The 17,043-nt window shown below is 61.1% G+C and carries 14 protein-coding genes; 9 read left to right on the top strand and 5 right to left on the bottom strand.

The window, feature by feature from the left end:
* Window positions 1-221: 221 nt before the first annotated feature.
* The 3 genes from MUY21_RS02585 (at window position 222) to MUY21_RS02575 (ending at window position 3,015) form a co-directional block, all read left to right on the top strand.
* Window positions 222-1,772 carry a phospholipase D family protein gene (locus MUY21_RS02585; protein ID WP_248408822.1) on the top strand — a complete coding sequence of 517 codons (1,551 nt, stop codon included), beginning with the start codon at window positions 222-224 and terminating at the stop codon, window positions 1,770-1,772.
* Window positions 1,773-1,801: 29 nt separating this feature from the next.
* Window positions 1,802-2,329, top strand: a complete 528-nt coding sequence (locus MUY21_RS02580; protein ID WP_248408821.1) for a DUF308 domain-containing protein — start codon at window positions 1,802-1,804, stop codon at window positions 2,327-2,329.
* A gap of 65 nt (window positions 2,330-2,394) precedes the next feature.
* On the top strand, window positions 2,395-3,015 hold the full coding sequence (locus MUY21_RS02575) for a YdeI/OmpD-associated family protein (RefSeq protein WP_248408820.1): 621 nt from the start codon (window positions 2,395-2,397) through the stop codon (window positions 3,013-3,015).
* Window positions 3,016-3,032: 17 nt separating this feature from the next.
* Here the strand turns inward: MUY21_RS02575 and MUY21_RS02570 are convergent, their stop codons facing one another.
* The 5 genes from MUY21_RS02570 to MUY21_RS02550 all read right to left on the bottom strand — a co-directional run bounded on the left by MUY21_RS02570 (window position 3,033) and on the right by MUY21_RS02550 (window position 8,592).
* Window positions 3,033-3,761 (bottom strand): amino acid ABC transporter ATP-binding protein, encoded by a 729-nt coding sequence (locus MUY21_RS02570; protein ID WP_282568912.1) that lies wholly within the window; start codon window positions 3,759-3,761, stop codon window positions 3,033-3,035.
* Window positions 3,761-4,591, bottom strand: a complete 831-nt coding sequence (locus MUY21_RS02565; protein WP_248408819.1) for an amino acid ABC transporter permease — start codon at window positions 4,589-4,591, stop codon at window positions 3,761-3,763. Before MUY21_RS02565 ends, MUY21_RS02570 begins: the two co-directional genes overlap by 1 nt.
* Before the next feature lie 11 nt (window positions 4,592-4,602).
* Window positions 4,603-5,424: an ABC transporter substrate-binding protein gene (locus MUY21_RS02560; RefSeq protein WP_248408818.1), complete on the bottom strand. Its 822-nt coding sequence runs from the start codon at window positions 5,422-5,424 to the stop codon at window positions 4,603-4,605.
* Window positions 5,425-5,567: 143 nt separating this feature from the next.
* Window positions 5,568-6,863 (bottom strand): HlyD family type I secretion periplasmic adaptor subunit, encoded by a 1,296-nt coding sequence (locus MUY21_RS02555; RefSeq protein WP_248408817.1) that lies wholly within the window; start codon window positions 6,861-6,863, stop codon window positions 5,568-5,570.
* Window positions 6,853-8,592, bottom strand: coding sequence for a type I secretion system permease/ATPase (locus MUY21_RS02550; RefSeq protein ID WP_248408816.1), 1,740 nt, complete (start codon window positions 8,590-8,592; stop codon window positions 6,853-6,855). The genes MUY21_RS02555 and MUY21_RS02550 overlap by 11 nt, the downstream gene beginning before the upstream one ends.
* Window positions 8,593-9,154: 562 nt before the next feature.
* On the opposite strand from MUY21_RS02550, the gene MUY21_RS02545 reads away from it, so the two are divergent.
* The 6 genes from MUY21_RS02545 (at window position 9,155) to MUY21_RS02520 (ending at window position 17,005) form a co-directional block, all read left to right on the top strand.
* On the top strand, window positions 9,155-9,871 hold the full coding sequence (locus MUY21_RS02545) for a metallophosphoesterase family protein (protein WP_248408815.1): 717 nt from the start codon (window positions 9,155-9,157) through the stop codon (window positions 9,869-9,871).
* A gap of 136 nt (window positions 9,872-10,007) precedes the next feature.
* The gene (locus tag MUY21_RS02540) at window positions 10,008-10,739 is read left to right on the top strand and encodes an ABC transporter ATP-binding protein (RefSeq protein WP_248408814.1); all 732 of its coding nucleotides are present in this window, start codon (window positions 10,008-10,010) and stop codon (window positions 10,737-10,739) included.
* 2 nt (window positions 10,740-10,741) lie between these two features.
* On the top strand, window positions 10,742-13,105 hold the full coding sequence (locus MUY21_RS02535) for an ABC transporter permease (RefSeq protein ID WP_248408813.1): 2,364 nt from the start codon (window positions 10,742-10,744) through the stop codon (window positions 13,103-13,105).
* Window positions 13,106-13,109: 4 nt separating this feature from the next.
* A complete protein-coding gene (locus tag MUY21_RS16060; protein WP_282568910.1) occupies window positions 13,110-14,324 on the top strand; it encodes an HlyD family efflux transporter periplasmic adaptor subunit in 1,215 nt (404 codons plus the stop codon).
* Between the two features lie 190 nt (window positions 14,325-14,514).
* Window positions 14,515-15,723 carry an aminopeptidase P family protein gene (locus tag MUY21_RS02525; protein ID WP_248408812.1) on the top strand — a complete coding sequence of 403 codons (1,209 nt, stop codon included), beginning with the start codon at window positions 14,515-14,517 and terminating at the stop codon, window positions 15,721-15,723.
* Window positions 15,724-15,904: 181 nt separating this feature from the next.
* Window positions 15,905-17,005 (top strand): ABC transporter ATP-binding protein, encoded by a 1,101-nt coding sequence (locus MUY21_RS02520; RefSeq protein WP_248408811.1) that lies wholly within the window; start codon window positions 15,905-15,907, stop codon window positions 17,003-17,005.
* Window positions 17,006-17,043 lie beyond the last annotated feature (38 nt).

Below are 17,043 nucleotides of genomic sequence, written 5' to 3'. Positions count from 1 at the left end.
GTGATCTACGCCCCGATCTGGTCAGAAGATTTCATTGCGGCAAATGGTTGTCCGCATGTGAGACGCCGGTTGCGACCTCTGAGCCTACGAATTTTTCACGCCCTTTGAGCCCGGGCTGAGCGAACAAAAGCGAAGCATCGTCAACAAGATCCGTGATCAAGGGGGGTGGGTTCGCGAAGTTTCGACTATACAGGACCGAACCGTGTTTCTAGCATCCCCTTATGAGACGTTTCATTGTTCGTGCCGCCAAGATCGTCCTTGTCCTGGGCATTGCCATCATCGTTGCGCGGCTGGTGTTTCCTTTACCGGATATCTCTGACCGACCTGTCAGCCGCGCTTTGCCGCCCGACACATCTACGGCGCTGGGTGCGCGCGTCAGCAGCGCCGGTGCGGCTCATCCCGGCAAAAGCGGCGTTCTGCCCCTTCAGAACGGGCATGACGCGATCGCCAGCCGGCTTGCCCTGATCAACGCCGCCGAACAGTCGATTGATGCGCAGTATTACATCTGGCATGACGACGTGTCCGGCATCCTGATGCTTGACGCGCTGCACAAGGCCGCGCAGCGCGGGGTCCGGGTGCGGTTGCTGTTGGATGACAACGGGGTGCCGGGGCTGGACGGGTTCATGGCCGCGCTGAATGCCCAGGACAATTTTCAGATTCGCCTTTTCAATCCGTCCACCATTCGAAACCCGAAGCATCTGGGGTATTCCTTTGACTTTTTTCGCATGAACCGACGGATGCACAACAAATCGCTGATCGTGGATGGATCTGCCGCGATTATCGGCGGCCGCAATATCGGGGATGAGTATTTTCAGGTCGGTGACGACAATTTCTATATCGACATGGATGTGCTGGCGGTGGGAGCTGTGGTGGACGACACCACCCGCGTATTCGACGCCTATTGGAACAGCCCGTCGGTCTTCGGGGTCGAGACCATCATCGACGGTTCGGGCGAGATCGAGGCATTCAGCGCCCGAGTTGCGGATGTTCAAGGCAGTGATGAGGCAAAGGTGTTTCAGGCGCAGACGGATGCCAGCGCCCAGAGGTTTGCACAAGGCAATGCAGCGCTGGAATGGACGGATGTGCAACTGGTGGCGGATGATCCCGTCAAGAGTCAGGGTGTGGCGACACGCGACCAATTGATGATCACGCGTCTGGGCAGCATCATGGGGACGGTCGAGAACCGGCTTGACCTAGTATCGGCGTATTTCGTTCCGGGGCGCGAAGGTACAAAGTGGTTCACCGCGCTTTCCAACGACGGCAAGGATGTCCGCATTCTGACAAATGCGCTGAACACCACGGATGTGCTGATGGTTCATGCGGGCTACACGAAATACCGGACCAGGCTGTTGCAGGCCGGTGTCGAACTTTACGAGCTCAAGCTGCGTGGCGGCGGGACGCAGGAGGCGGCGCTGCAGACCATGCCCTTCGGCCTGTCAGGGGCCAGCCTGCATGCCAAGACCTTTGCGCTGGATCAGCAGCGCGTTTTCATAGGGTCGTTCAATTTCGATCCACGATCTGCCATTCTGAATTGTGAAATGGGATTTCTGATCGACAGCCCGACCCTGGCGCGGCAAGTCAGTGCGGGGTTTGATGGCCCGGTGCGGGATGTCAGCTATCAGCCCGATCTTGCCGCGGATGGCGATCTGGTCTGGGTTGAGGCTTCCGAAAACGGGCAAACGATCCTGCACGACGATGAACCCGGCGCGACGCTGTTCCAGCGCATGGCGATCTTCGTATTGGGTGTGCTGCCGATCGAGTGGCTTCTGTGACCATCAGTTCAACACGAAAGGGTAAAGCTATGAGACATTGGATATTCTGGATGATCGCCGGGATCATTTCGCTTGTCGGCGGGGTTCTGGCACTGGCCAATCCGCTGGCTGCGTCGTTGACCGCCGAGATCCTTGTCGGCTGGTCTTTCGTGCTGATCGGTCTGATCGTCGCGATCTCAGCGTTTCGCGATCAGGGTTGGGGCGCGCGCCTGTCGCTGCTTCTGCTCGGGGTGCTGTTTCTTCTGTTGGGAATCAGTCTGTTGGCGAACCCGCTGCAAGGTATGCTGGCCCTGACCTATACGATAGCGATTATGTTGATGATGGCCGGATTGTTCCGACTGATCCTGGCGTTCCGGGCCGAATTTCGCCCCTTTCGCTGGATCATGATTGCGTCTGCCGCCCTGTCCATCATTCTGGCCCTGATGATCTTCTCGAACTTCCCGCAATCGGCGGCGGTGGTGCTGGGGGTCTATCTGGCGATCGAGTTGATTTCGAACGGTGTTTCGCTGATCGTGATCGCGCTGGCACGCAAGTCGATAGTAAAGAGTTTGCGGTAGCCTAGAGGTTTTTTGGCCGGTGGCGTGAGCGTTAACGCAGGCGGGTCGGCTAGGAGGGGTCTGGGATGATCACCGATGTGGACGACTATCTTGTCGATGGCTGCGGGCGATGCGGGCGTTTTGCCACGCCTGACTGCTCCACCCGGATCTGGGCGGACGGATTGCGCGACCTACGCGCCATATGTCTGGGCGCCGGGCTGTCCGAGACCGTGAAATGGGGGCATCCCTGCTATATGCTTGGGGGTCGCAACATCGCGTTGATTGGCGCGTTTCGCGGTGATTTCCGCCTGACATTCTTCAACGCCGCGTTGATGAAAGACCCAGAGAATATCCTGGAAAAACCGGGGCTGAACACCCAAAACCCTTGCCTGATCCGGTTTACCGATCCGGCACAGGTCACGGCCTTGGCCCAGGTGATCCGATCCTACCTTGCCGAGGCGACATCATATGCCAAAGCCGGCGTTCTGCCCCGAAAAACCGAAGCCAGTTTTGACCTGCCCGACGAATTGGTCGAGGTTCTGGCGGCAGATCCCGACCTGGCGTCTGCCTTCGACGCGCTGACGCCCGGACGGCAAAGGAGCTATGTGATCAATCTGACGTCGGCAAAGAAGTCAGCCACGCGTTTTGCCCGCATTGACCGGTTTCGTGACAAGATACTGGCCGGAAAGGGCGCCAATGAACGATAACACGCCGTGGGTGCTCGTCACAGAACCGAGGCCAGGAAAGCCTGCGCGCGTTTCGTTTGCGGGGCATTGAAGATCTGATCCGGGGTGCCGGTTTCGATGATCTTACCCCCATCCAGCACACAGACCCGGTCGGCAGCTTCGCGGGCAAACCCCATCTCATGGGTGGCCAGGATCATTGTCATGTTCTGCGCCTTCAGCTTCAAGAGCGTGTCCAGCACCTCACTGACCAGTTCCGGGTCCAAGGCCGATGTCACCTCGTCAAACAGCATGATGCGGGGCCGCATTGCCAGCGCGCGCACGATGGCGACGCGCTGCTGTTGACCGCCTGACAACTGATCCGGATAGGCTTGCATCCGGTCCTTCAGGTTGAACTGCTCAAACAGTTGCGTCACCTCGGGCAGCAGGTCTTTTCTGGACCGCTTGAACACGCGCGACGGCGCCAGCAGCACGTTTTCGACGGCGGTCATATGTGGAAACAGGTTGAAGCTCTGAAACACCAGTCCGATCTTGCGCCGGATGGGTTGCGGGGCGACATCGGGCAGCGAAATGTCCTGCCCGTCGAACCAGATTTCGCCTTCGTCAATCGGCTCAAGCAGGTTGATCGTGCGCAGAAGGGTGGATTTCCCGGACCCTGACGCGCCGATCAGGCAGATCATCTCACCCTCGTTGACCTCAAGATCAATGCCGCGCAACACCTGGGTCGCGCCGAAGGACTTGGTGACATTTGACAGGCGCAACACGGACATCAACTGCGCGCCTTGTTCTGTTTGGCGATCAGGTAATCGGCAAAGCGGGTCACGGGGATCGTGACCGCCAGAAAGATGATTGCAGCCCCCACATAGGGCGTGAAGTTTGCCAGAAGGGATTTGTGCACCCCGGCTTGTCGCAGAAGCTCGACCGGGCCAATGAAGGACAGCAGTGCGACGTCTTTTTGCAATGCAACCAGCATGTTCATATTGGCCGGCACCACCCGGCGGATGGCCTGCGGCAGCACGACATAGCGCATGATGTCGGCATGTGAAAGACCCAGCGATTTGGCGGCGGCGCGCTGGCTTTCATGGATGCTTTCTATGCCTGCGCGAAAGATCTCGGCCACATAGGCGGAATAGGTCAGGATCAACGCCAGAGACCCCCAGATATAGGGGCTGTTCCATGGGCGTTGCAGACCAAGACCGGGCACACCGAAGCCGATCAGAAACACGATCAGGATCACGGGAACGCCGCGAAAAATGTCGGTGTAAAGCACCCCGAAGATGCGCAGGGGAAACAGGGCGGGTGCACGGGCATCGCGGCACAGCGCGATCAACAGGCCTAGGATCGCAATGGCCGGAGTACACCACAGGAAAATGGCCACATCCCAGCGAAAGGCAGACAGAAGCGACGGGAAGGTCTTGGCCAGAATCTCGCCGTCGAAGAAGCTGGCCCGCACCCGGTCCCAGCCCGGTGTCATCGGCAGGAAGATGACGATCAACCCGACCACGACAACTGTGGACAGCGTTGCGATCATCACCGACCGGCGTCGCGCCTTTCGTTCATGGATTTGGCGGGCCGTAAGGCCCGCGCTTGCCGTTTTCATGGGTCGAGTCGTTACTTGATCAGCGGAACGCCGGTGGTTTCTTGCAGCCATTCAGCCTCGATCGCGGCAAGGGTGCCGTCCTCTTTCATGGCGGCCAGCGCCTCATCGACACAGGCTTTAAGCGGGCTGCCTTCTTCCATCAGGATGCCGAACTGGTCCGGGTTTTCACTGCGATCGGCAGGGAATTGCCCCAGAAGCGCCCCATCATCCAAGGTCACGGCGCTAAGGTAAAGCGCAGTGGGAAGGTCAAACAAGGCCGCGTCGATCTGATTGGCTTTCATCGCCTCGACCACATTTACATTGTCATCATAAAGAAGCGGCGCGTCGGGCGGTGCGATCACGGCGTTCACGGTTTCCAGCGCCGTGGTGCCTGCCATCACGCCCCATTTCAGGGACTTGAGCGACTCGATGTCGGCCGTGGCGCCACCGTCAATCGTTGGTTGCCGCACCAGAACCGCCATGGCGGCGGAATAGTAAGGTTCTGAAAAATCGACCACTTTTTCGCGATCTTCGGTGATCGAGAACTGTTGCAGATTCACGTCAAATTCTTTCGCCCCCGGCTGGATCGATTGATCGAAACTTGCGCGGGTCCAGACCACGGCCTCTTTTTCAAACCCCATGCGCTTGGCCACCTCATAGGCAACGGCAGCCTCGAACCCCGCGCCGCTGGCAGGATCGTCATCCATCACCCAAGGGTAATAAGCGGGGTTGCCGGTGGCGATGGTCAGGACATCAGGGGTCAGGGTCTTGCCATCGGCACAATGGTTGTCGGCAAGGGCGGACGTCGCCCCCAGCAAGCTGATCATCAGGGCTGTTGCGAAAATCGGTTTCATCGGAATCTCCAATTGGAAGGCGCCCCGTGACTTTACGGCGGGCCGAACTTGGCTGTCCAGATGAAGTTGAGATCTGGCGACCGCGACAAAGCGGTCGCCAAACGGGGCAGGCGCGGCGGGTTTGCACCCATCCGCGCCCGTCTTCATTCCTCGCGGAATGCCAGGTCCAGATAATCCGTGAAGGGTTTCAACAGATAGGAGGCCGGGCTTTGTGCGCCGGTCTGGATGAACGCCTCGACCGGCATGCCGGGGATGATCTCGTTCTCGCCCAGAAGGTCAAACGCCGCGGGGTCAATCTGGACCTCGCCTGCGAAATACCGCTGCCCGGTCTGTTCATCGGTGATCGCATCCGCCGAGATCAGGCTGACCTGTCCCGAAACCTCGGGTGTCGTGCGCACGTTGAACGCCGGGAACTTCAACACGGCGTCCTGTCCGACCGTGATCCGGTCAATTTCGGTCGGGGCCAGTTGCACGGACACGATCAGGGGGCTGTTGTCTGGCACGATCGCCGCTACCTCGCCCCCGGCAGGGACGACAGACCCGACGGTGAAGACGGACATGCCATACACCACACCGTCGACCGGCGCCGTGAGGTTCAGGCGGGACAGGCGGGTTTCGACCGCCCGCAGTTTCTCCTGCAACTCTGCCTCGCGCGGTTGCAGGTTGCGGATTTCTTCCTGTGCGCTTTCCTGCCGCTCTGACCGCGTCTTCAGCCGTTCGATTTCATACCCCGCGATGGCGTTGCGCGTGGCGGCGATCTGCGCTTCGGTTTCGCCGGTCAGGCCGTTGATCTGGGCCAGTTGCTTTTGAAGATCCAGCACCTGCGACCGTTCAGTCAGGTTCTTGTTCAGCAGATCCTGAAAGGTCTTCAGGTTGTTGTTGGTCAACTCGGCCTGCTTGCGGTTGGCGGCCAGTTGTTTTTCCAGCCCCACGATCGACGCTTCGGATTGTGCCCGCCGTTCGCGCAACTGGTCGTCTGTCTGGCTCAGCGTCTTGCGGCGCGTGTCAAACAGCGTTTGCTGGGTCTCCAGAATGGCGTGCAGGTCCGGCTCGCCCTTTGCATCCGCCACAAGCGCCGGGCGGAAGGTGATCTGCGCGGCTTCAACCGCTTCCGCAGACAGACGGTCGATATTGGCCTGCACTTCAAACAAGGCGTGGCGGATGATGTTCTGTTCAGACCGCAGCTCGGCGTCGTCCAGAAGGATGATCGTTTCACCCGCCTTGATCGTATCACCGTTGCGCACGTTGATCTCGGCGACCACACCGCCATCGGGGTGTTGCACCACCTGCTTGCGCTGATCAACCTCGACATAGCCTGACGCCACGACGGCTGCATTGATGGTGGAATAGGTTCCCCAGGCGATCAAGCCGCCCAATCCGATGACCAATGCCCAAATACCTTGGGCGATATAGGGTTTTGCGTTCCAGTCACTGGGCATGTTCAAGCCTCCGTTCCTGTTGAACCGGCACGGCGGCCGGACTTTTTCTGACGAATTTGTCCATGATTTCCTGACGCGGTCCGAAGGCGCGCATCTTGCCCTTGTCGATCAGCAGCACACGTTCGCATTGCGCCAGCGCCGATGGCCGGTGCGAGATGATCAGAACCGCCCGGCCCGCCACCTTGGCGTCCGTAATGGCCTGGTTCAGTGACCGGACCCCGCTGTCATCCAGGCTGGAGTTTGGTTCGTCCAGGATCAGGACCGCCGGATCGCCGAACAAGGCGCGTGCCAGCCCGACACGCTGACGCTGACCGCCGGACAGAAGGCTGCCTGCGTCGGTGATCATCGTGTCATAGCCGTTCGGAAGGCTCAGGATCAGGTCATGCGCCCCGGCAGCCTGGGCAGCTTTGACAACGTCGTCCGGGTCGGCGTCGGGATCGAACCTGGCGACATTCTGGGCCACCGTCCCCGGGAACAGAACCACGTCCTGCGGCAGATAGCCCAACAGGCGTCCCAGCCGGTCGGGGGCGTATTGGTGAAGCTCGGCCCCGCCCAGCCGGATTTCCCCGGCGCGCGTCGGCCAGACTCCGGTCAGCGCCTTGGCCAGGGTCGATTTGCCCGCAGCACTCGGCCCGATGACCGCGACAGCTTCGCCGGGCTGCACATCGAAACTGACCCCCATCAGCAACGGTTTGGTCACACCTGCGGGGGCCACGGCCAGTCCCTTGACCTCCATCCGGCTTTGCGGCGCGGGCAGGCGCATCGGCAAAGGGCGGGGCGGGGTGGTGGACAGGATGTTGCGCAATGACCGCCAGCCCTGAGCGGCCGCCTGAAACGCACCCCATTGTGCGACGGTCTGTTCCACCGGGGCCAGCGCCCGACCCAGAAGGATGGAGCCGGCAATCATTGCGCCCGCAGTCAGTTCGCCGCGCAGGACCAGCCAGGCCCCAAGGGCCAGAATGCCGGATTGCAACAGCAGCCGGTGGGCCTTGGTTGTCGCCGCCAGCCGTCCGCGCTTGTCGGCGGCAAGGATGCGGCTGCGCAGCGCGTTGGTGCGCACCTCGCTCCAGTCATTGGTCAGCGGCTCTTTCATGCCAAGACCCTGAATGGTCTCGATGGATTTACGCATGTCAGCGGTGCGGCTGTCGGCGCGGGCGGCGTGCTGGCGGGCATCGGCCATGGCCGTGTTCGAAGTGCGCTGGCTGGCAAATGCCAGCACGAACAGAACCGTGCCTCCGGCTAGGGCGAACCACCCCATCATCGGGTGGAATATGAACAGAAGGGCCAGAAATGCCGGTGCCCAGGGCAGGTCGATCAGCGCGGTAAGTGCCGGAGAGGCCAGCAGCGACTGAATGCTGCTGAGATCGCGCAGCCCCGTCGCCGGGCGCGCCCGCTGATCGGCATTTTCCGCCTGCCGCAGCACGGCGTCAAATACCCGCCGGTCCAGCGCCGCCTGAAACCCCGCACCCACGCGCGCCAGAACACGCCCGCGCACATGGTCCAGAAACCCCATCAGCGAGTACAGAAAAACCACCAGGCCGAACAGGGCCAACAAGGTGGCTGTCGACCGGCTGGACAGCACCCGGTCATAGACTTGCAGCATGAATAGTGGGCCGGTCAGCATCAGAAGGTTGACCGCCGCACTGAAGACAGCAACGCCGATAAGGTCGGATCGAAACCCGGCCAGCGTTTGGCCAAGTTCGCGGGATTGTTGGTCAGGATCGGTCATGTCCGCTCCGTTTTGGACGAGATGGTCAGCAGGCGCGGCGCCACGACTGGGCAACGCACCTTGGCCGGAATGGAAACGAATGGGGGGCTGTCGGCAGTGCCGGAACAGCACACCCCAATTCGCCCGGTGGTCTCCGTGAGTGATCAGGCCAAAAAGGGTGAAAACCAATAAAGGTGGAGTCGTCTGATCCACCCCTGCGCGAATGGGCGATCCCATGCTTGTTTACCTGTCCGCGATCGGCAGACTTGTGCCAATCAAGGTAGCCGGGGCAGGGACTGGTCGGGTTTTCGCCCAATGATGCGACCGAAAACGGTGTGAAAACGCCGACGTGGCACACGCATCCGGTGCAGGACGCGGACTGTACAGGCGAGTCGCCCCGAGGGGCCCCGAGGTGCCGCGACCTTTCGGATCGGTCGCAGCAACACTGGCGTTCTGTGCCCGGGTCGTCTTATGATCTCAGAAGCCCTGCGATCAGAGGTCGTATCGGGGAAGATCAGAAGGGGCACAGCGGCGCATGCGTTGGTTCACAGCTCGAAGCAAAGTCAGACCGGCGCGGGAAGCCGTGCCTGGTTTTGATGCGCCAATCCGGCCCGACAGCCCGTTTTGCGCGGTCGGCGACATTCACGGCCGCATGGACCTGTTGTCTGATGTGCTGGGCAGATTGGCGCTGGACGGGCCGGATCTGCCGGTGGTGTTCGTGGGCGACTATATCGACCGCGGACCTGACAGCGCGGCGGTTCTGCGCCATTTGTGCGCGCTTCAGTCGACCGACCCGGAACGGATTTCCTGTCTGCTGGGCAACCACGAAGACATGCTGTTGGCGTTTCTTGATGGCAGTTTGCATGATCATCGGATCTGGTTGCGCAACGGTGGTGTCGCGACCTTGCAAAGCTTCGGAATCAGCCTGTCCGCCAAATCCCCCGCACCGGACGAGGTCGCGCAGATCCGCAGCGGGCTTCAGGATGCCATGGGGCCGGAGCTGTTGGCCTGGCTGCGTGGCCTGCCCCTGGTCTGGAACACGGGCAATGTCTGGGTGACGCATGCCGGTGCGGACCCGTTTGTCGACATGCCACGGCAGGACCGGACGGCGCTGCTTTGGGGCCATCCTGATTTTCGCCGCCACGCCCGGACCGACGGGCAATGGGTCGTCCATGGGCACACCATCGTCCCCGAAGTGGAGTGTCGGGACGGTCGTGTCGCAATCGACACCGGCGCCTTTTATACTGGCCGGTTGTCGGCTGTCCACCTCTCGAGCGATGGCGTCCGGCCGCTGGGTTAATCCGCGCGTCCAGTGGGTTGCGACGATTTTTCCACACGGCGGGGGCGAATACGGGTTGATACGCCCGGCAGGTATGACAACATCCGGTTGAGGCGCGACACGGACATAGCGCCAAAGCAGAAGAGCGGTGGAAACCATGGGCTCTGACAACAGCGATGCCAGCCGCACTCCGATCTATCGGATGCAGGACCTGACCAAGACCTATCGGACCGAGGCCGTTGACGTCCACGCCCTGCGCGGTGTCACAGCCGAAGTGCCGGCAGGCGAAATCATCGTCTTGTTGGGGGCGTCGGGTTCGGGCAAATCCACGCTTCTGAACATTCTGGGCGGGCTGGATACGGCAACGTCGGGCAAGGCCTGGTTCCGCGACGAAGAACTGACCGCCAAGTCCGATCGCGATCTGACGCGTTATCGCCGCGATCACGTGGGCTTCGTGTTCCAGTTCTATAACCTGGTTCCGTCCCTGACCGCGCGTGAAAACGTGGCGCTGGTGACAGAAATCTCATCCGTCCCCATGACCCCGGAAGAGGCATTGGAACGTGTCGGGCTTGGTCACCGCATGGACCATTTCCCAGCCGAAATGTCCGGCGGTGAACAACAGCGCGTTGCCATCGCCCGCGCAATTGCCAAACGGCCCGAGGTGCTGCTTTGCGACGAACCCACCGGCGCGCTGGACAGCAAGACCGGGGTTCAGGTGCTGGAAGCCCTGCACAAGATCAATGCCGAGCTTGGCACATCGACCCTTGTGATCACCCATAACGCGGGCATTCAGGCCATGGCACACCGGGTCGTGTTCTTCGCCGATGGCGACATTTCCGAGATCCGGGAAAACGCCAAGCGGATCGAACCCACCGAGATCGTGTGGTAGCGATGCGGGTTCTGGATCGAAAGCTATTGCGTGACCTCAGGCGGCTCTGGACCCAGAGCCTGGCGATTTCGGCGGTGCTGGCGGTGGGCGTGATGATCATGGTCATGTCCAACGGTGCCGAACGCAGCCTGCGCGAAACCCGCGATACCTTCTATGAACGCAACCGGTTCGGCGATCTGTTTGCCACCGCCTCGCGCGCGCCTGATGCCCTGGCAGCAGAGATTCTGTCGATAGATGGGGTTATGCGCGTGGACACGCGGATCTCGGATTTCGCCATTCTGGATGTTGCCGATATGTCCGAACCTGCAGTGGGGCAGGTTTTGTCTTTTCCCGCCTCGGGTTTGCCCGCATTGAACATCCCGACCATCACCAAGGGGCGCATGCCCGAACCGGGGCAGCGCGGCGAGGTGTTGGTGAACCAGAACTTCGCGGACGCGCACGGGTTCAAACCGGGCGACACGTTCGGCGTCACACTGAACGGGCAGAAACGCGATCTGACGATCACCGGCACCGCCCTCAGCCCGGAGTTCATTTATACCATCGGCCCGAACTCGATCATGCCAGATGACCGACGCTTCGGCATCCTGTGGATGGCCGAGGACGTGTTGGGCGCGGCCTTCAACCTGACCGGTGCGTTCAACGCGGTGTCGGTGCAACTGTCGCGCGATGCCGATGTCGACGCGGTGACGGACGCGCTGGATGATCTGCTGAAGCCCTATGGCGGTACGGGGGCCTATCCGCGCAAGGACCAGACCTCGAACGCGTTCCTTGACGCCGAGCTGACGCAGCTTGCCGTCATGGCCCAGGTGGTGCCTCCGATCTTTCTGGTCATCTCGGCCTTCCTGGTGAACATGGTTCTGGGGCGACTGATCGCACTGGAGCGAGAGCAGATCGGGCTGTTGAAGGCGCTTGGTTATCAGCAGGTCGAGATCAGCTGGCACTATATCAAGCTGGCACTTGTGATCGGCTGCCTTGGGGTGTCGCTTGGCTGGGGCTTCGGGATGTTGGCGGGCCGGGGCATGGCGCGGCTGTATTCCGAGTTCTTTCATTTTCCCTATCTGGTCTTTGTGCAGTATCCGTCGATCTACGCGGTGTCCGCCGCGGCAGGGCTTCTGGCTGCGGGGCTGGGCGCGATCAGTGCGGTGCGGCGGGTGGTCGGGTTGAGCCCGGCGGTGGCCATGGCCCCCCCGGCGCCCACCCGGTTCAGGCGCGGCTTGCTGGATCATCTGATTGTCTGGCTGAAACCGCGCCAGCCCACGATGATGATCCTGCGCGCCATCGGGCGCTGGCCTCTGAGGGCTGCTTTGACGACGCTGGGCATTGCCACCTCGGCGTCGGTCATGATCGCGGCCCTTTTCATGTTTGATGCGATGGACGAGTTGCTGGATGTGAGCTTTGTGCAGATCAACCGGCAGGATGCGATCGTGCAATTCGCCCTGGAACGGCCCGAAGGCGTTCTGGAAGATGTCGCCAACCTGCCCGGCGTGCTATCCGCAGAAGGGGTGTGGACCATGCCTGTCCGATTGACCAACGGTCATTTAACCCGGCGCATCGCGGTCGAGGGCCGGCGGCCCGACGATACACTGTCGCGGGTGTTTGATGTCGAAACCCGGAACCTCGTTCAACCGGAACACGGCATCGTCCTGGCCCGGCGACTGGCAGATCACATCAACGCTTCGGTTGGCGACACGGTGACAGTCGAATTTCTGACCATTCCCGACAGCCAGCACCGGTTGAAGGTGACGGGGCTGGCTGGGCAGTATTTCGGGCTGGGTGCCTATATGAATGCCGAGACTTTGGCGCGGCTGCTGGACCAGCCCGTGCAGGTCACGCAGGCCAATCTGCTGATTGATCCTGCGCGCGAGGACGATCTGTTTCAGTCGATCAAGATGGCACCGGCGGTAGCGGGGCTGACATTGCTGGCGCAGGTGCGGCAGTCGTTCACCGATACGATCGCCCAGAACGCGGGCATGACGACCACGATCAATTCGTTCCTGGCGGCGCTGATTGCGATCGGCGTGGTCTATAATTCGGCCCGCATTCAGCTTTCCGAACGCGCGCGCGAGTTGGCGAGCCTGCGTATCCTGGGTTTCACCCGTGGCGAGGTCAGCTATATCCTGCTGGGCGAGCTTTTCCTGCTGACAGCCGCCGCGATCCCGCTTGGTCTGGTGATTGGTCGGCTGCTGGCCGGGGCGATGGTCGCAAGTTTTGACAGCGATTTGTATTCCATCCCCTTGGTCGTGTCGCGCGGAACCTATGGTTGGGCGGCAGGCGTTGTGGCGGTGGCATCGGTCGTGTCGGCATTGATCGTGCGGCGGCGGATCGACCGGATGGACCTGGTCGCCGTGATGAAAACAAGGGAGTAACCCGATGAGCTGGAACATGCGCAAGACGATACTGGCCGGGGTCGCGGTGGTGGCCGTGGCAGGATTTGCCTATGTCGCGACCAAACCAGAACCGGTGCCCGTCGACATCACCACCATCGCGCGTGGCCCTATCGAGGTGACCGTCAACGTCGAAGGCCGCACCCGGGTGCGCGATGTCTATGACGTGTCTGCCCCCGTAGCGGGTCACCTGGCGCGCAGCCCGGTGTCGATCGGCGACATGGTGACGGCTGGCGAAACCGTCGTCGCCCGGATCGCCCCCGGAGACCCGGCTTTTCTGGATGTACGGTCACGGGCGCAGGCCGAAGCGGCGGTGGCACAGGCCACGGCGGCGGTGTCGGTGGCCGAGGCGCAGATCTCGATGGCCGAGGCGGATCTGGCCCACGCGCAGACCATTCTGAACCGGCTGCACGACCTGCATTCACGCGGCACCATCCCACAGGCACAGCTGGAGGATGCCGAACTGGGCGTCGATGTGGCCGCCGCGAAACTGGACAGCGCCCATGCGGCTTATGACATGCGGGTGGCGGAATTGTCCGCGCAACGGGCCACCCTGATCGAACCACGCGACCGCAACGACCCCGCACCGGACGACGCCTGCTGCATAGATGTGAAGGCCCCCGTTTCGGGCAAGGTGCTGAGCGTTGCCAATGAAAGCGCGCGACCGGTGTTGCCCGGAGCCCCGATCCTGTCCATCGGCGAAACCGATGATCTTGAGATCACGGCCGAAGTCCTTTCAACCGATGCGGTGCGCCTTACGCCCGGCGCGCAGGCCTATGTCGACAGGTGGGGCGGTGATGGGTCGCTGTCGGCACGCGTGCGTGTGATCGAGCCAGCCGGGTTCACCAAGGTCTCGGCGCTGGGCATCGAAGAGCAACGCGTGCGCGTGGTGCTGGACCTTTTGACGCCGAAGCAGGATCGCGCGGCGCTGGGTCACGGCTTTCGCGTCTTTTTGCGTATCGTCGAATGGCAGGGCGAAGGCGTAATCGTGCCTCTGTCGGCGTTGTTTCGCGACGGCGCTGACTGGGCGGTGTTCGTGGTCGACGGCGATCACGTCACGCAGCGCAAGGTGATGCTGGGCCGTCGCAACAGCGATGAAGCCGTGGTCCTGTCCGGCCTTGCGGAAGGGGAACAGGTCGTCACCCATCCCGGCGACCGCGTCACCGATGGCGTTCTAGTGGTGGACCGCGCGACGCTGTGACGCCGCAATTTTGAAATTGACAGAATCCCGATCCTTCGCCAAAAATCGCGCCATCCGCAGCGATGGCGTCGCTGCCCTGCGCATCGGCCCCGTAGCCCGTGCAAGGTCCGGAGATCAACTGCCCTGCACGCCGGGGAGTTTGGTTGGCCGGGGACATCCATCTCGGCCTCGGAATACGGAGATCTGAGATATGTCACGCACACAGTTTTTTGTTTGTGAAAATGGCGAGAAAACCCCGCTGCCTTTCTCGAATGCGGAATACGAGCGCCGGTTGAAAACCCTGCGCGGGATCATGGCCAACCGTGGGATTGACGCGGTTCTGTTCACGTCGATGCACAACATCGCCTATTACTCGGGCTTTCTGTATTGCTCGTTCGGGCGTCCCTATGGCTGCGTTGTGACGGCGGATCGCTGCACCACCGTGTCGGCCAATATCGACGCGGGCCAGCCCTGGCGGCGCAGCTTTGGTGACAACGTCATCTACACCGACTGGGAGCGCAACAACTACTGGCGTGCTGTCAAAGACGTCATGGGTGGGGCCAGGTCCATCGGGATCGAAGGCGATCACCTGACCTTGGCACAGCGGGCTTTGGCTGAAGAGTTCCTGGCAGGTGCCAGCTTCACCGACATCGCCCCGGACACCATGCAGGCGCGTATGGTGAAATCGGCCGAGGAGATTGCCCTGATCCGCGAAGGGGCGCGTGTCGCCGACCACGGTGGCGCGGCCATTCGTGATGCGATCCGGGTCGGCGCGCGCGAGATTGATATCGCCATGGCCGGTCGCGATGAGATGGAAGAAGAGATCGCACGCTCTTTCCCGGACAGCGAGATTCGCGACACCTGGGTCTGGTTCCAGTCTGGCATCAACACCGATGGCGCCCATAACCCGGTGACAACACGCAAGCTGGAAGCTGGCGACATCCTGTCGCTCAACACCTTCCCGATGATCTCGGGCTACTACACGGCGCTGGAGCGGACCCTGTTCATCGGCGATCCGGACAAGGAAAGCCTGCGCATCTGGGAGGCCAATGTCGCCGCGCATGAACTGGGCATTTCGCTGATCAAACCCGGCGCGACCTGCTCGGGCATCACCGCCGAGATCAACAAATTCTTCGAAAGCGAAGGTCTGCTGCAATATCGCTCGTTCGGCTATGGGCACAGCTTCGGGGTGCTGTCGCACTATTATGGCCGTGAAGCCGGGCTGGAGCTGCGCGAAGACATCGACACGGTGCTGGAGCCCGGCATGGTCGTGTCGATGGAGCCGATGTTGTTCCTGCCCGAAGGCACGCCCGGTGCCGGTGGCTATCGCGAGCATGATATTCTTGTTGTGGGCGAAACGGACGCCGAGAACATCACCGGCTTCCCGTATGGGCCCGCGCACAACATCGTGCAGGCATGACGCGAAATTCGCAAATCATGTCGCGATCGAACCCTGAAATCAGCAGATTTGGGTAGAGGCTATGGCTGTCGCGAGGTCAAACTTTCGCGACAGCCTGCGGATTTGCTGTTGAAATTCACGTTGGGTTCGTGTTGGCTTATGCCCAACAAACGAAAAGAAAAACATAGACCAGGGGGGTCACTTGGCTGATGCAGCTTCCAACGACGGGTTCGTCGTTTTTGATCGTGTCCAGAAAAGCTATGATGGGGAAACGCTGGTCGTCAAAGACCTGAACCTGTCAGTGGCGAAGGGCGAATTCCTTACCATGCTTGGGCCGTCCGGATCTGGCAAAACAACATGTCTGATGATGCTTGCGGGGTTTGAAACCGCGACGCACGGCGACATCCGGCTTGGTGGCAAGCCGATCAACAATATCCCACCTCACAAGCGCGGCATCGGGATGGTGTTCCAGAACTACGCGCTTTTCCCTCATATGACGATTGCCGAAAACCTGTCGTTCCCATTGGAAGTGCGCAAAATCGGCAAATCCGACCGCGAGGCGAAAGTCAAACGTGCATTGGACATGGTGGAAATGGGTGACTTCGGTGGACGTCGCCCGGCCCAGCTGTCGGGTGGACAGCAGCAGCGCGTTGCCTTGGCGCGGGCGCTGGTGTTTGAACCTGAACTTGTGCTGATGGATGAACCCCTGGGCGCGCTGGACAAGCAGTTGCGCGAAAAGATGCAGTTCGAAATCACCCACCTTGCGCACCAGTTGGGGATCACCACCGTTTACGTGACTCACGACCAGACCGAAGCACTGACCATGTCCGACAACGTGGCGGTGTTCGACGATGGGCGGATCCAGCAGCTTGCCCCGCCCGATCAGCTTTACGAGCGGCCGGAGAACAGCTTTGTTGCCCAGTTCATCGGTGAAAACAACACCTTGGAAGGTGTGGTGACCGAGATCAAAGGCAATACCTGCATCGTCAAGCTGGATGATGGCGAGATTATTGATGCAACTCCTATCAATGTCTCCAAGGTCGGTGATCGAACCACCGTGTCGATCCGCCCCGAGCGTGTTGAATACAACAAGGAACGTTTGCAGGAAGGGGTTCACACCCTGAAAGCCGAGGTGCTGGAGTTCATCTATATGGGCGACATCTTCCGCACGCGTCTGCGGGTGGCGGGAAATGACGATTTCATCATCAAGACTCGGAACGCGCCGGATGTCGAACGCCTGACCCCCGGTCAGCAGATCGAGATTGGCTGGTTGCCCACGGATTGCCGCGCGCTGGACGCCTGATTTGATTTGCTTCGGCGCCCGTCAGGGGCGCCGGGCAT

Source organism: Aliiroseovarius sp. S2029 (assembly GCF_023195575.1).
Classification (GTDB): Bacteria; Pseudomonadota; Alphaproteobacteria; order Rhodobacterales; family Rhodobacteraceae; genus Aliiroseovarius; species Aliiroseovarius zhejiangensis.
Note: the sequence above shows the minus strand (reverse complement) of the source record. Positions and strands in the feature narration are given on the sequence as shown.